General features: G+C 43.2%; 10 protein-coding genes. 8 read left to right on the top strand and 2 right to left on the bottom strand.

Annotated elements, in window-relative coordinates:
* Positions 1–77: 77 nt before the first annotated feature.
* Positions 78–575: a (2Fe-2S)-binding protein gene (locus PSH50_RS04275; RefSeq protein ID WP_273609309.1), complete on the top strand. Its 498-nt coding sequence runs from the start codon at positions 78–80 to the stop codon at positions 573–575.
* Positions 572–2,833 carry a xanthine dehydrogenase family protein molybdopterin-binding subunit gene (locus PSH50_RS04270; protein WP_273609308.1) on the top strand — a complete coding sequence of 754 codons (2,262 nt, stop codon included), beginning with the start codon at positions 572–574 and terminating at the stop codon, positions 2,831–2,833. Before PSH50_RS04275 ends, PSH50_RS04270 begins: the two co-directional genes overlap by 4 nt.
* Positions 2,834–2,899: 66 nt before the next feature.
* Here PSH50_RS04270 and PSH50_RS04265 read toward each other — a convergent pair whose 3' ends face one another.
* Positions 2,900–3,097, bottom strand: coding sequence for a CsbD family protein (locus tag PSH50_RS04265; RefSeq protein WP_002958133.1), 198 nt, complete (start codon positions 3,095–3,097; stop codon positions 2,900–2,902).
* Between the two features lie 272 nt (positions 3,098–3,369).
* Here PSH50_RS04265 and hrpB point away from each other — a divergent pair, with 272 nt between their 5' ends.
* Both hrpB and PSH50_RS04255 read left to right on the top strand, forming a co-directional pair.
* Positions 3,370–5,796: an ATP-dependent helicase HrpB gene (hrpB, locus tag PSH50_RS04260; protein WP_273609307.1), complete on the top strand. Its 2,427-nt coding sequence runs from the start codon at positions 3,370–3,372 to the stop codon at positions 5,794–5,796.
* A gap of 94 nt (positions 5,797–5,890) precedes the next feature.
* A complete protein-coding gene (locus tag PSH50_RS04255) occupies positions 5,891–6,355 on the top strand; it encodes a nuclear transport factor 2 family protein (protein ID WP_154944839.1) in 465 nt (154 codons plus the stop codon).
* A gap of 82 nt (positions 6,356–6,437) precedes the next feature.
* Here the strand turns inward: PSH50_RS04255 and PSH50_RS04250 are convergent, their stop codons facing one another.
* Entirely contained in the window at positions 6,438–6,653 is a 216-nt protein-coding gene (locus PSH50_RS04250; RefSeq protein ID WP_273609306.1) for a hypothetical protein, read from the bottom strand.
* An 876-nt stretch (positions 6,654–7,529) separates the two neighbouring features.
* Here PSH50_RS04250 and PSH50_RS04245 point away from each other — a divergent pair.
* From PSH50_RS04245 to PSH50_RS04230, 4 genes are all read left to right on the top strand, one after another.
* Positions 7,530–9,257, top strand: coding sequence for a DUF4856 domain-containing protein (locus PSH50_RS04245; RefSeq protein ID WP_273609305.1), 1,728 nt, complete (start codon positions 7,530–7,532; stop codon positions 9,255–9,257).
* A gap of 85 nt (positions 9,258–9,342) precedes the next feature.
* Positions 9,343–10,617, top strand: a complete 1,275-nt coding sequence (locus PSH50_RS04240; RefSeq protein ID WP_273586203.1) for an imelysin family protein — start codon at positions 9,343–9,345, stop codon at positions 10,615–10,617.
* An 8-nt stretch (positions 10,618–10,625) separates the two neighbouring features.
* Positions 10,626–12,860, top strand: coding sequence for a TonB-dependent receptor (locus tag PSH50_RS04235; RefSeq protein WP_273609304.1), 2,235 nt, complete (start codon positions 10,626–10,628; stop codon positions 12,858–12,860).
* Positions 12,861–12,870: 10 nt separating this feature from the next.
* Entirely contained in the window at positions 12,871–13,911 is a 1,041-nt protein-coding gene (locus PSH50_RS04230; RefSeq protein ID WP_273609303.1) for a sterol desaturase family protein, read from the top strand.
* Positions 13,912–13,952: the final 41 nt, after the last annotated feature.

The raw sequence follows: 13,952 nt of genomic DNA, 5'->3' as shown, positions 1-13,952 counted from the left end.
CTAAAAAAGTAGCAAGTATTCAAACCGTTCTCGCGCAACAAGGCATTCCTTTAAAGCGCTTTGCCAAGGAGTTAAATATGATCACGCTTACCGTTAATGGTAATAAACATGAGTTTACAGGCGATCCGTCAACGCCGGTGCTTTGGTATCTTCGAGATGAATTAAATTTAACTGGGCCTAAATTTGGTTGTGGTATGGCGCAGTGTGGTGCGTGCACCATACATATTGATGGCGTAGCGCAGCGCTCGTGCATATTACCGGTATCGGCTGTGGCAGGGCGCAATATTACCTCTATTGAAGGGTTAAGCGAGCAAGGCGACCATCCTGTGCAAAAAGCGTGGGTTGAGCATAAAGTGCCGCAGTGTGGGTTTTGTCAGTGCGGGCAAATAATGCAAGCGGCAAGCTTATTAGCCGCTAACCCTAACCCCACTGATGATGAAATAGTGAGTAATATGTCGGGCAATATTTGCCGTTGTGGTACATACCCACGTATTCATAAAGCGATTAAGTCGGCGGCTAAAACCATTGCGGGCGTTGAGTATTTTGACCCAAATGAACAAGGGGAACAAGTATGAAAAACGACAATACGTACTTTGACTTAAACCGTCGCCAATTTTTAAAAACCAGCGCAATAGGCGCATTAGTATTAGGCACTTATTTTGTAGGCAGTGCACCAAGAGCGTTTGCTGGCGTGTTAGAACAACCCTCTGACCAAGCAAAGCGCGCTAACTTATTTATAGCTCTGCGCCCCGATGGCATGGTTGAAATAACCTGTCACCGCTCTGAAATGGGCCAACAAATTCGTACCGCCATTGCCCAAATTGTGGCAGACGAAATGGAAGCCTCGTGGGATAAAGTCGTGGTTATTCAAGGTAAGGGCGACCCTAAATACGGGGATCAAAATACCGATGGCTCGCGCAGTATTCGCTACAACATGCAACGCCTGCGCGAAATGGGCGCAAGTGTTCGCTACATGATGCAGCACGCAGCTGCTAAATATTGGAAAGTTGACCCGCAAACCTGTACAGCCAATCAACACGTTGTTACACACAGCTCAGGTAAATCGCTTACTTATAAAGATTTAATCGACTTAGCACTTACAATAACGCCACCAGAAGTTGATAAGTTAACACTTAAAACACGCAAAGAATGGCGTTATATAAATACCGGTATGGCGCATATAGATTTAACCGATTTAGTAACCGGTAAAGCCACATTTGCTGCTGATGTTCGCGAACCAAAAGCGCTGGTGGCTATTATTGAGCGCCCACCGGTAGTAGGTGGTATGGTTAAATCGTTTGATGCCAGCGCCGCTAAAGCAATTAATGGCGTAGTTGATATTATTGAAATGCCTGTACCAAAAGGTGCGCCGCAATTTCAGCCAAAAGGCGGCATTGCTATTGTTGCTAAAAATACCTGGGCTGCATGGCAGGCGCGTAAAGTACTAAAGGTGGTGTGGGATGATGGTAAAAACGGCGATTATAATTCAGAGAGCTTTAAAAAGTCGTTATTACAAACCGTTAATGAGCCGCAAACGCATGTACGCGAAATAGGCGATACCACCAATGTACTGGCTAAATCGAGCAATAAGTTAGTAGCTGATTATTACGCGCCGCATTTGGCCCAAGCACCTATGGAGCCACCTTGTGCTACGGCTATGTATCATAAAGACCGCGTTGATATTTGGGCTGCAACGCAAAACCCGCAAGCTGATATGAAAACCGTAGCTGCGTTACTTGGTATGGAGGAGAGCCAAATTAACGTGCATGTAACCATGTTAGGTGGCGGTTTTGGGCGTAAATCAAAACCTGATTTTTCGGCAGAAGCTGCCTACATTTCAATGAAAGTAGGACAACCTATTCGCGTACAATGGACGCGAGAGGATGATATTCAGCACAGTTTTTATCATGCGGTATCGGCTCAACATATTGAAGCTTCACTCAATGAAAAAGGTAATATTGAGGCTTACTTACACCGTACGGCGTTTTCGCCAATTATGTCGACCTTTCAAGAAGGGGCAACGTCGCCTGCAGGTTTTGAGCTGCGCTTGGGCTTTACCGATAACCCCATAAACTCACCTAACTTAAAGTTAGAAAACGGCGAAGCACCCGCTAAAACAAGGGTAGGTTGGATGCGTTCGGTATCAAATATTTTTCATGCTTTTGCTATTCAGTCATTTATTGCTGAAGCGGCGCACAAAGCAGGGCGCGACCAAAAAGACTATTTACTTGAAACCATAGGCCCTGATCGCATTTTAGATGTAACCGAGCAAAATGCCTCGTACGATAACTATGGCGCCGATAAAGACGTTTACCCATTAGATATTGGTAAATTACGCCATGTTATAGAAAAAGTGGCTGAGATAAGTAAATGGGGCCGAAAGCTGCCAAAAGGTCGCGGATTAGGTATTGCAGCGCACCGCAGCTTTTTAACCTATGTGGCTACTGTGGTTGAGGTAGAGGTATCGGATGCTGGTGATTTAAACGTGATTAAATCGTGGGTCGCTATTGATGCGGGTACGGTTGTAAACACCGATACCGTAAAAAATCAAACGCAAGGTGGCTCTATTTACGGTATTACAACCGCAATTAGCGACGGTATTACTTTTGATAAAGGCCGAGTACAGCAAAGTAATTTTCATGATTACCGCGTACCGCGTATGAGCGACTCACCACTAGAGGTAGAAGTAGAAATAATACAAAGCGATGCACCACCAGCTGGTGTAGGCGAGCCCGCAACGCCGGTTTACGCCCCTGCGCTGTGTAACGCTATTTTTGCTGCCTGTGGTAAGCGTATTAGGCAGCTGCCTATAGGTAACCAATTAAAAGCGTAAATAACGTCCTTTTTTAGCCGTTAAACAAAAAAACCGCCAAGTGGCGGTTTTTTTAGAAGTTAGCGATTAGTGAGTTTTTTCAAACTCATCTACTTCACGCTCTGCTTCTTCTTTAGATTTACCGTACTGTTGCTGGATTTTACCCACTAGCTCTGTACGGCTACCTTCAATTTTGTCTAAATCGTCGTCAGTAAGATCGCCCCATTTTTGTTGCGCCTTACCTTTAAGTTCGTTCCAATTACCTTTCATACGATCGCTGTTCATAAGTATCTCCTTACTTAGTTTTAAATAACGTTCAGTATAAAAGGAGCAAAGCGTGTACCAATCAGTCAAATTTTTATTTTGTGTTTATAATCATTAATTTATATATTTAAGCGAGGCGTTACTTTTATTGCAGCGCGTATGTTCTTAAAAAATGTACAGAGCGGTCTGTAATTATTTCTGATTATGGATACGCGTAAACTCATCTGCTTTTGCGGCGCGTTTATTTTTGGTTTTTGTTACAATGCACACAAAGCAATTTTGGGTAAATAGCAGTGCTGCCGGTTCAAAACATATATCAACAACTTCTAACTACATTACAAAGTAACCCCATAACGTTATTACAAGCACCGCCTGGTGCGGGTAAATCAACCTGGTTGCCGCTACAGCTTATGCGCGACGGTCATTTTAAACGTATTGTAATGCTTGAGCCGCGCCGCTTAGCAGCACGTAATATTGCCAATTACTTAGCACAGTGCCAATACGAAAATGTGGGGCAAAGTGTTGGCCTGCGTGTACGCGGCGAGAGTAAAGTAAGCAGTAATACGCGCCTTGAAATAGTCACCGAGGGTATGCTTACCCGCATGCTACAAAACGACCCCGAATTAAGCGATATAGATTTACTGATATTTGATGAATTTCATGAACGCTCAATTGCGGCCGACACCTCACTGGCCTTTGCTTTAGAGGCCCAAAGTGCGCTGCGCGACGATTTAACCATACTACTTATGTCGGCCACCCTTGATACTGAGCGCTATACGCAGTTTTTTGATTGCCCGGTTATACAATCAAGCGGGCGTAGTTACCCCATAGACGAAGTATATATACCAATAAAAGATGAGAGCCGCTGGTTAGATGCCATTTCTAATATCGTTAAGCAAGCGCTCAATGAGCAAAGCGGTAGTGCATTAGTCTTTTTACCTGGGCAATTTGAAATAGTACGTGTGCAGCAGGCCCTTAATGATTTACCAAGTAACTGCTTAGTTGCCACATTATTTGGCGAGCAAGATAAAGCCAATCAGCAAGCGGCGATTGCCCCTGCGGCTAAAGGTATGCGCAAAATTGTGCTTACCACCAATGTTGCCGAAACTAGTTTAACCATTGAAGGCATTCGCATTGTTATTGATAGCGGCAAACGCCGCGCGGCGAGCTATAACTTAAAAACAGGCGTAACTGAGCTTACAACACAAAGTATATCTCGCTCCTCTGCTGTGCAGCGAGCAGGGCGTGCAGGGCGAATAGAACCCGGTGTTGTTTACAGGCTTGGCTCAAAGCAAACCTTTGAGCGACGCAATAGCCACGATAGCCCGGAAATACTCACCTCAGACATAAGCCAACTTATGCTGGAGGCAAAACAGTGGGGCGCAAATATCAGCGAACTCACCTTGCTTGATACGCCAACAGCGCAGCAATGCACGCAAGCGGCAAACTTACTAACCATGCTTGAAGCCATCGACTCTAAAGGTAAGTTAACCAAATTGGGCAGCAACATGCTGGGTTTTGGGGCGGATATTCGCTTAGCGCATATGCTTTTAAAAGCGCAAGCGCTTGAGGCAGAACTCCCTGGTATTTATCGCTTAGCACTTTATTTAGTGGCGCTGCTTGAGAGCCGAATAAACAGCGCCAACGAGCTAAGCTTGGCGCTACATAGCCAACAGCAAAGGCCACACCCAGTATTTAAACAGCAGTTAAAATACTGGCAAAGCCGTTTAAAAGTAACCGACAGTAACAGCGAGCTAAACACCGAGTATTTAGGTTTGCTGGTGGCATTAGCTTACCCCGATCGCATTGCAAAAAAACGCGGCAATGGCTACTTACTTGCCAATGGTGCGGGCGCTGATTTAAACACCGATTACTGGCATAACGATGACTACCTTGCTATTGCAAGCATGGGCGGCCATAAAGGCACGCGTATTTTTGCAGCCACCGCACTTAGCCCATTTGAGCTACAAGATTACTTACCGCACTTGTTTACTACGCTTACCCGCTGTGAGTTTGATGAGAAAACCGCGCGGTTTATCCATCAAGACGAAGTAAAGCTCGGCGCCATTACGCTTACAAGCCAACCAAGTAAGCAAAAGCTTGATAAAACCGAGCGCGCCAAAGCGTGGCTTAATTTATTTACTAAGCACGGCTTTGCATTATTTAATGAACAAGCCGATGCGCAGCAATTATTAATACGCATGAGTTTAGCCAGTCAGTTTATGCCAGATACGTTCCCGGCAATAAGCGAGCAGCAACTTATCGAAACAGCTGATGATTGGTTAGGCGTATATTTACAGGATATAAAAACGCTGGAGCAGCTTAAAAAGTTTAACTACTTTGAAGCACTGCAAAATTGTTTTGACTGGACACAGCAAACAGCCCTAAAAACACTGTTACCGCTTAGGTTAACGGTACCGAGTGGCTCAAATATAAAAATTAATTACCAACTAGATGGCCCCGCAAAACTTAGCGTGCGCATGCAAGAAGTGTATGGTTTAACAAGTACGCCAATGCTTGCAAATGGCAAGCTGCCACTGCTTATGGAATTACTCTCGCCAGGTAAGCGTTCATTACAGCTTACGCAAGATCTTGCGCACTTTTGGGCTAGTAGTTATCGCGATGTACAAAAAGAAATGAAAGGACGTTATCCCAAGCATTTTTGGCCCGACGATCCAGCCAACAGCGTGGCAACCAATAGAGTAAAAAGCAAAATGTAGGTTTATTAACTTAAAAATATTTGTTTTATTTTTGAACATGTGAATATAGTGTACCTATAAATAAATCAATACTTTTAACTACAAGGAAGAAGTGATGAAACGACTATTTACATTAGCTTTGCTATTAGTGAGTACCTTTTCGGTTAATGCTGAAAAGGCACTGGACTTAAACAAATTTGCACAACATTACTACAACACAATGACCGCCACTCAAGCGCCTAACGCAAGTGAAAAAGAGCTTGAAGCCTACCTTAATTTATTAACAGACGATGTAGGCAGCCAGCACATACCGTATCAAGTAGATGACTCTCGCACAGCAGAGGGTAAAAAACTAATGCGTAAGGGCATGCGTTTTTATTTAGGCGCGCATACCTTATACGAAAGCGAGCTGCTTAATACCTTTGTATTTAACGATAGCGGCTTTGCGATTCGTTATAAAAACCACGCTAAGGGCATTCATCCGCAAAGTAAGCAGCCAATCGAGTACACATCAGTAATGATGGAAGTAATAGAAGTTGAAAACGGTAAAGTGGCGATGATCCGTAAATATCACGAATAAAACGTAAAGTGATAAAACGCGCTAGCCATTAAAGCAAAGTTAATGGCTAATTGGGCTGTAATAGCTTTTTGTTGTTAAGTGCCTAAACTTCTTTACCACCGTGCTGCTCTGATAAATCATCTAGCTCGGCAGAGGTGTAATCAAACCCGCTTTCATCATACTCGTAAGTGACTTTTACACTGTCGCCGCCATTAAATAGGCGAGTTTTAACTTGGTTTACGGGCCAATCTTTTAGTACATGCACAAAGCGGTTAGCAACTTGCGAGGTTTCAAAGCGGTAGCGAATTTCTGTTTTCATAAAAAGGCTCTGTTATTGTATGGCTTAGCTAAAAGTGAGTAGTAAAATTACACTATTTAATGCATTACCACCTCTCATAATCTCTTGGGTGTGTTGATTTTTGATGGTTGAATTTACAGCCGTATGTTTGGTTTTTAGGCAAGGCAGAGCCTATGAAACTTGGTTATTCCCCATAAATAGGCGTTAACGCAGCATAAAAGCCAAACATGGGCTGCCCACTGGGTTCTTTATAGGGTGATAAGCTCTTGTTTATTGGTTTTTACTTATTCTTACATGGATGTAAGTCATTAAAATAACGCAGGAGCCGTTATCGAGCCTACTAAGTTACAAACCACGCGCTGCGATTTAATCGCCCCTAGATTGAACAAATTTCTATCCGCCAAGGTCAACACGCCCTAGTATACCTTTAATCAATACGCCGATATAAGCCTCTAAAACAGTAAGTGAAGCAAAAAACCACACTTAGACGCTATAAGTGATGCGTTTTTAAAATAAATAATAATTATTACAAATAGCTTTTATATCTAAAAAGTTAATGTGATTTTATTTTTACGTAATGTTCGCATTTTGCTTTAAGGCGCAGTGTTCCTTTCTAAAAATACTGATCTAGTACAAGCAAAGCATTGTTATAAGTTTTTGATAGTTAATTACTTTAATGAGTAGATTTTCTTTATGCAGCGAATGTTTTGCTAAGGGATTTACGCACAGTTTAGCTATATTAAATAGTATTTTTGCCGATCTCCCTTTGTTCTAAAAACTAAAACTATTTTAAAAATAAAACAAAAAAGCAACATTTAGGTTGATTGTTAGGTATTTGTAATTAGAATAGTCGCTATTACAAATAAGAATGATTCACATACAATATTAGGATTCAACATGAATTTGCGTAAATCTCTCCTTGCAAGTGCAGTAATTACTGCAACTATGGGTTTAACTGCGTGTGGTGGCTCAAGCTCCAGCGATAGCACCGAAACACCAACCACTCCAACAGTGACTAATTCGGCACCTACCGCTATTAGTTTATCAACAGCGGCTGTAACAGAAGATGTGGTAGGCGCAGTAGTCGGTACTTTAAGTGCAACCGATGACGATGCAACAGGCATGGTATTTACACTTTCTGATGATGAACAGTATTTTGAAATAAATGAGAGCAATGAGCTAACGCTTAAAAGCACGTTAGCGCTTAATGCTGAGCAAGTAGAAACAGTTGATGTAACAGTTACTGCAACCGATGCTGGCGATTTAAGTTTTACACAAACACTGAGCGTATCTGTAACTGATATTGAAGCGCAAGATGGCGTAAACGTTTACGAATTTGCCTCAACAGTTAATGCTAGTAAATCTGCGGTAAGTTATACAGGCCAAGTGGCTCGCCATGCACTTTCGGCGCAAATTAAAGCTTACATAAGCTTATTAAGTGTTGATTACATTGAAAGCGAAGGCTTAACGGGCGATGCCGTTAAAGCGCAGTTAATGGCTTATTGGAGCGATTACGAAGCCGTAAAAGATAACAGCTTTTTGTTTATTGATGGCGCAACTACGTTGCAACAGTCGTTTGCAGAAATTTCGAATTCAGGCAAAACCTTAACAGGTAAAATTGCTGGTAACGATGCGTCTAAAATGGAAGAAGACTGGCTAACAGAAGGCTCATTTGAAGGTTGGAGCGACTTCGGTACTCAAGCAAAAACGCCAGAAGGGCTTATTTTTCATTACTTTGATTTAATTGCCGCCAATGTAGATGCAATTGCAAGCGGTACACAATCTGAGGATGTAAACGGTAATGACATTACTGCGGCATACATCACAACAAGTGGCCTTGATTTAAACCAGCTTATTCAAAAGCACACGCTAGGTGCGTTAATGTTCTCGCAAGGCACTGACGATTACCTAGACGAAGGGCTTGATGAAGATAACACCGATGCAGCAGCCGATGGCACTTACAGTACTTTAGAGCATCAATACGATGAAGGTTTTGGTTACTTTGGCGCTGCTCGTCATTATTTAGAATTTAGCGACGAGGCTATTTCTGATGGTAGCGCAAGCGCTGATATTGATGGTGATGGCAAAATTGACTTAGCGAGTGAATACAACTGGGGGAACTCTACCAACGCAGCTAAACGTGATAAAGGCGCGGTAGTAGCGACTGACTTTAGCAGCGCAGCAATGACGGCGTTTATTGCGGGTCGTAAAATTATTAACGGTGCTGCACCAAGTGCATTAACTGATGATCAAAAAACGCAGTTATTAGCACAACGTGATATTGCTGTAGCCAATTGGGAAAACGCAATTGCAGCCACCGTTGTACATTACATCAACGACACATTAGCCGACATTGATACAGTACAAGGTACAGAGGCAAGTGCTGACGATTTTGCTAATTTAGCTAAACACTTTAGTGAAATGAAAGGCTTTGCACTGAACTTTCAATTTAACCCATTTTCACCTTTTTACAGCGACGATAACGCAGGTAAATTTGCCGAGCTACATACATTACTCGGTGAAGCGCCACTGCTAACAGATGCATACAAAGCGCAGTTAGTAGAGGCACGTGATTTGATGCAGGAAGTTTACGGCTTTGATGCTCAAAACGTTGAAAACTGGTAATAACCACCCGTTTTAGCACCAAGGAAGGTCAGCCCACGGGCTGGCCTTTTGCCGTTTAATTTTCAAAGTTTTTAGGGTTGAAATAATGATCAATTATGCAAAAAAAGGGGTTGTGGTTGCAGCTACTGTATTAACCCTTAGTGGGTGTGGTGAAAGTAGCTCAAGTAGCACAGGGAGTGATTTTCAAAGTAGTGATAGCGGGCAAACTACGACGCCTGCGGTTACAGAGTTTGATGAAGCACAACTCGTTGCTAACTTAGTCGATAATGTAATAACACCGACGTTTGTTTTATTTAATCAACAAGCACAAACACAAACACAGGCCGTTGCAAATTACTGCCAAGCTGAAATACAAAGCGTACAAGAAAGCTCAGAAGAGGCCATTGCGCTGCGTGCTCAAGCACAACAAGCCTGGCTAGATACCATGGCGGGTTGGCAACAAGCCGAAATGATGCAAATGGGGCCGCTTCTTGATAACGCAGGGCAGTTACGTAACCAAATATATTCATGGCCTACTTTTAGCCGCTGTGGGATAGACCAAGACGTGGTGTATAACCAAGACGGTGTTATTAACCAAGATCAAAATCGCCCGTATGCCATTAGCGAAAGAACAGCAACACGCCGCGGCTTATTTGCAATTGGGCATGTGTTGTTTAACGAGCAATTAGCGCATCACTGTAGTGTGGCAAATGACGCCCTTGCAGATTGGAATAACCGTACAGATTTAGCGCGTCGTCAGGCTCGTTGTGAGTTTGCTGTGGTGGCAAGTGAAGATGTTTTAAGTTCGTCAGCGCAGTTATTACAAGCTTGGCAAGGGGATAGCGGTTTTGCTAACGAATTAAAAAATACCGGCCAAAGTGGCTCTCGCTTTAGCACAACTCACGAAGCGCTTAATCATATTAGCGATGCACTGTTTTATATCGACACAATAGTAAAAGATAAAAAATTAGCAGAGCCGATTGGTATTTTTTCAAATTCGTGTGGCGCATCGGCGTGCCCTGAAGATGTAGAAAGCCTAGATGCGAAAAGCTCTTTAGATAATATTCGTAATAACTTAGCGGCGTTTGAAGCGTTAATTATGGGTAACTTAGACGCTGAGCAAGCAGGCACTGGCTTTGATGACTTTTTAGATGCAGAGCAAGCACAGGCTACTAAAACACGTTTAGTTGAAGGAATAGCAGCCCTTAAAGCCACTTTAAATAGCATAGATAGCTCGCTGGCCGATTTGCTAATTGATAACGAGCAACAGGTACGTGATGTACATGGGCAAGTGAAAGTGCTGACCGATGAGCTAAAAAATGACTTTATTAATGAGCTAGCACTTGAGCTACCTACCACCTCTGCAGGCGATAACGACTAAGGGCGACAATGAAATACAATAAACTTACAATTGCATTGCTTATGGCCGTAAGTTGCCAAGCAGTGGCAGAGCAAAAAAACGAATTAGAACATATTCAAATAATTAGCCATAACGATAAATTGCGCACCGAAGCAGGCTCGGCAACTTTAATTGGCGAAGCGCAACTGGAACAATTTGAGTTTGATGATATTCATCGTATTTTATCGCAGGTGCCTGGGGTAAACATACGCGAAGAAGACGGCTTTGGGCTAAGGCCTAACATTGGTTTTAGGGGAGTAACCCCTGAACGTAGTAAAAAAATAACCATTTTAGAAGATGGTGTTTTAATTGGCCCTGCGCCGTATTCGGCACCGGCGGCTTATTATTTTCCGCTTACTACACGCATGACCGCAGTTGAAGTGTTTAAAGGCCCAGCAGCCATACATTATGGCCCGCAAACGGTGGCGGGTACGCTTAATTTAGTTTCGCGTCAAGTACCTGATGATGCCAGCGGTATGCTTGATATTTCAGCAGGCTCCGATGGCTATAAAAAAGCGCACGCGTATTATGGTAACCGCCAAGGGCAGTTTGGCTTTTTAGTTGAAGGCGTTCACCTAGAAAGTGACGGTTTTAAAGAGCTTGATGGCGGACAAAATACTGGCTTTGAAAAAGACGATTTATTAGTTAAATTAGATTACACACTTAATAGCGAGCAGTTTAAGCAACGCTTTGAGTTAAAGCTGGCCTATTCAGATGAGCTTTCTAACGAAACCTACCTTGGGTTAACCGAAGAAGATTACCAGCAAACACCGTATCGCCGTTATGCCGCCAGTGGCCCTGCAAATATGGACACTAAGCATACGCAAGTGATGTTTACCCACCAGCTTAGCAGCGACAATTTTGCCCTTACAACCCGCACCTATCGCAACGATTTTGAACGTGCGTGGCTTAAACTCAACGCGGTTACTAACAGCAGTGGTAGTTTGTCGGATATTTTGGCAGACCCAACACGCTTTGAGCGTGAATACAGCGTTATTAGTGGCCAAGCCGATTCGGTTCAAAGTGGTGAAAGCAATGTGTTTTTAACCATGGGAACGAACGACAGAGCCTTTTTCTCACAAGGCATACAGTTTGATGGTGATTGGCAAGTCGCTGCGTTTGGGCTTGAACATTCACTCTCATTTGGGGTGCGTTTTCATCAAGATGAAATAGAGCGCGATCATTTTGAAGACACATACGCCATGGTTAACGCGGTTAACACCCGTACAGACACCGCGAGTGTATTTACCACACAAAATACCGAATCTACCGATGCGTGGTCGTTATATATTGAGGACAAAGTAACCTTCGATAAGCTAACTCTTGGTTTAGGCGTGCGCGGCGAGTTAATGGATATGTCGTATCAAAATGACGCCCCTGGACAAGAAAACGATTGGCAAGATAAATCGAGCCGTATTTGGTTACCTGGTTTAAGTGGCTTTTACCAATTATCGGCCAATGCAGGGTTACTTTTTGGTGTACACCAAGGGTTTGTGCCCTCAAGCCCATCTAGCCCTGTACGTGAAGGAGATGAAGAGTTTGAAAAAAGCGTAAACTATGAATTTGGTGGCCGTTACAACAACGGTAACAGCCAAGTGGAAGTAGTGAGCTTTTTTAATGATTATTCAAACTTAGTAGAAAGCTGTGGCCAGTCAAACTGTGGAATCGAAAACGAAATTGACCGCGAGTTTAGTGGTGGGGAAGTGGATGTATGGGGCGTGGAGTCTCAATTTGCACACACTTACGCATTAAATAAGCACATTGATATGCCGGTACGCTTAACTTATACCTACACGCAAAGTGAGTTTAAAGAAGAGCTATTTAGCGAATTTACGCAGTGGGGGCATATTCGCCCGGGCGATCATTTACCGTACTTGCCTAACCATCAAGCTGCGCTGAGCTTAGGCCTTGCACATAACGATTGGTCGGTTGATGTATTAATAAAATACACCTCAGAAATGCCAGAGGCCGCTGGCGTAGCTTATACCGCTGGTGAGCTTGGTAACACCACAGGGAATGATTTTTCATTACCGTTAGCAGGTGTCGAGGTACCCGCTACAACCGTTGTAGATATTGCTGCGCGCTACGAGCTTGATCAATATGGGCATATTTACGCTAAGGTAGATAACCTGTTTGACCAAGATAACATTGTTAGTCGTCGCCCATATGGCGCGCGCCCGGGTAAACCGCGTAGCGTAGCCGTGGGTTACAAATATCAATTTTAAGAGGTAAGTTATGCTCGAGACTATATGGCAAACGCTTCTTCAAACGCCAAATTATTTGTTTGATGCCAATAAACGTATTTTTATTGGCTATAGCATTGCGGCGTTATTGATTGCAATGTTGCTGTATTTCTCGGGCCGTGCGCAGCAAAAAAAGCGCACGTGGCGTGGGCTGGGGCGCTATTTATTTAGTAAGCGTATTTGGCTGAGTAAAAGTGCCAAGCTCGACTACCAATTATTAATTATAAACCGTTTACTTAAAGCCGCGCTGTGGGTGCCTATAGTGTTAACTATGGTGCCTGTTGCTATTGGCGTAAGTGATGCCCTGCAATGGCTTTTTGGTGAGCGCGCAGTATGGCAGCTGCCAAGTACTGTGGTGTTAGTTATTTTTACCGTTTTATTGTTTATATTTGATGATTTAACACGGTTTTTATTACATTTAGCACTGCATAAAGTGCCGTTTTTGTGGCATTTTCATAAGGTACATCATAGCGCGTTAGTGCTCACCCCAATGACCATTTATCGCAGCCACCCGTTTGAAAGCTATTTATATGCCTGTCGAATGGCGTTAGCCCAAGGTTTTGTAGTGGGCGTTTGTGTGTATTGCTTTGGCCGAAATTTATCAATGTTAGATATTTTGGGGGCTAATGTATTTGTATTTGCCTTTAATGCGTTAGGCGCTAATTTACGTCACTCACATGTGTGGTGGAGCTTTGGTAAAAAAATAGAAAATTGGTTAATTAGCCCAGCTCAGCACCAAATTCATCACAGCGATAACCCAAAACATTTTGACCGTAACCTAGGCTCAGCGTTAGCCATTTGGGATAGAGCTTGTGGCACGCTGATAAAAGCGCATCACGTAGGTAAAATTACCGTGGGGGTTGGCAATAACGACCGCGGGCACAACAGTGTAATGGATGCGTATTGGCGGCCAATTTACGAGAACCTACAAACGCCTTGGCAACGTGTGGCTAAAGCCGCTAATAAGGTGAATGTTTTTAATAAAAAAAAGCCCATTATTGAGGTTAATATTAACGACAAAACAGTTAAATAGCGCTCGGTTACAAAAAATAAAAGGTTAAATTGTAAATTTTG

This window comes from Pseudoalteromonas sp. Angola-7 (genome assembly GCF_028599255.1).
Lineage (GTDB): Bacteria > Pseudomonadota > Gammaproteobacteria > Enterobacterales > Alteromonadaceae > Pseudoalteromonas > Pseudoalteromonas atlantica.
Note: the sequence above shows the minus strand (reverse complement) of the source record. Positions and strands in the feature narration are given on the sequence as shown.

Bases quoted from the DNA above. Each gene is read 5' to 3' on its own strand.
- PSH50_RS04240 (WP_273586203.1), top strand. From the start codon at position 9,343: ATGATCAATTATGCAAAAAAAGGGGTTGTGGTTGCAGCTACTGTATTA.
- PSH50_RS04245 (WP_273609305.1), top strand. From the start codon at position 7,530: ATGAATTTGCGTAAATCTCTCCTTGCAAGTGCAGTAATTACTGCAACT.
- PSH50_RS04255 (WP_154944839.1), top strand. From the start codon at position 5,891: ATGAAACGACTATTTACATTAGCTTTGCTATTAGTGAGTACCTTTTCG.
- PSH50_RS04270 (WP_273609308.1), top strand. From the start codon at position 572: ATGAAAAACGACAATACGTACTTTGACTTAAACCGTCGCCAATTTTTA.
- PSH50_RS04235 (WP_273609304.1), top strand. From the start codon at position 10,626: ATGAAATACAATAAACTTACAATTGCATTGCTTATGGCCGTAAGTTGC.
- PSH50_RS04275 (WP_273609309.1), top strand. From the start codon at position 78: ATGATCACGCTTACCGTTAATGGTAATAAACATGAGTTTACAGGCGAT.
- PSH50_RS04250 (WP_273609306.1), bottom strand. From the start codon at position 6,653: ATGAAAACAGAAATTCGCTACCGCTTTGAAACCTCGCAAGTTGCTAAC.
- PSH50_RS04265 (WP_002958133.1), bottom strand. From the start codon at position 3,097: ATGAACAGCGATCGTATGAAAGGTAATTGGAACGAACTTAAAGGTAAG.
- PSH50_RS04230 (WP_273609303.1), top strand. From the start codon at position 12,871: ATGCTCGAGACTATATGGCAAACGCTTCTTCAAACGCCAAATTATTTG.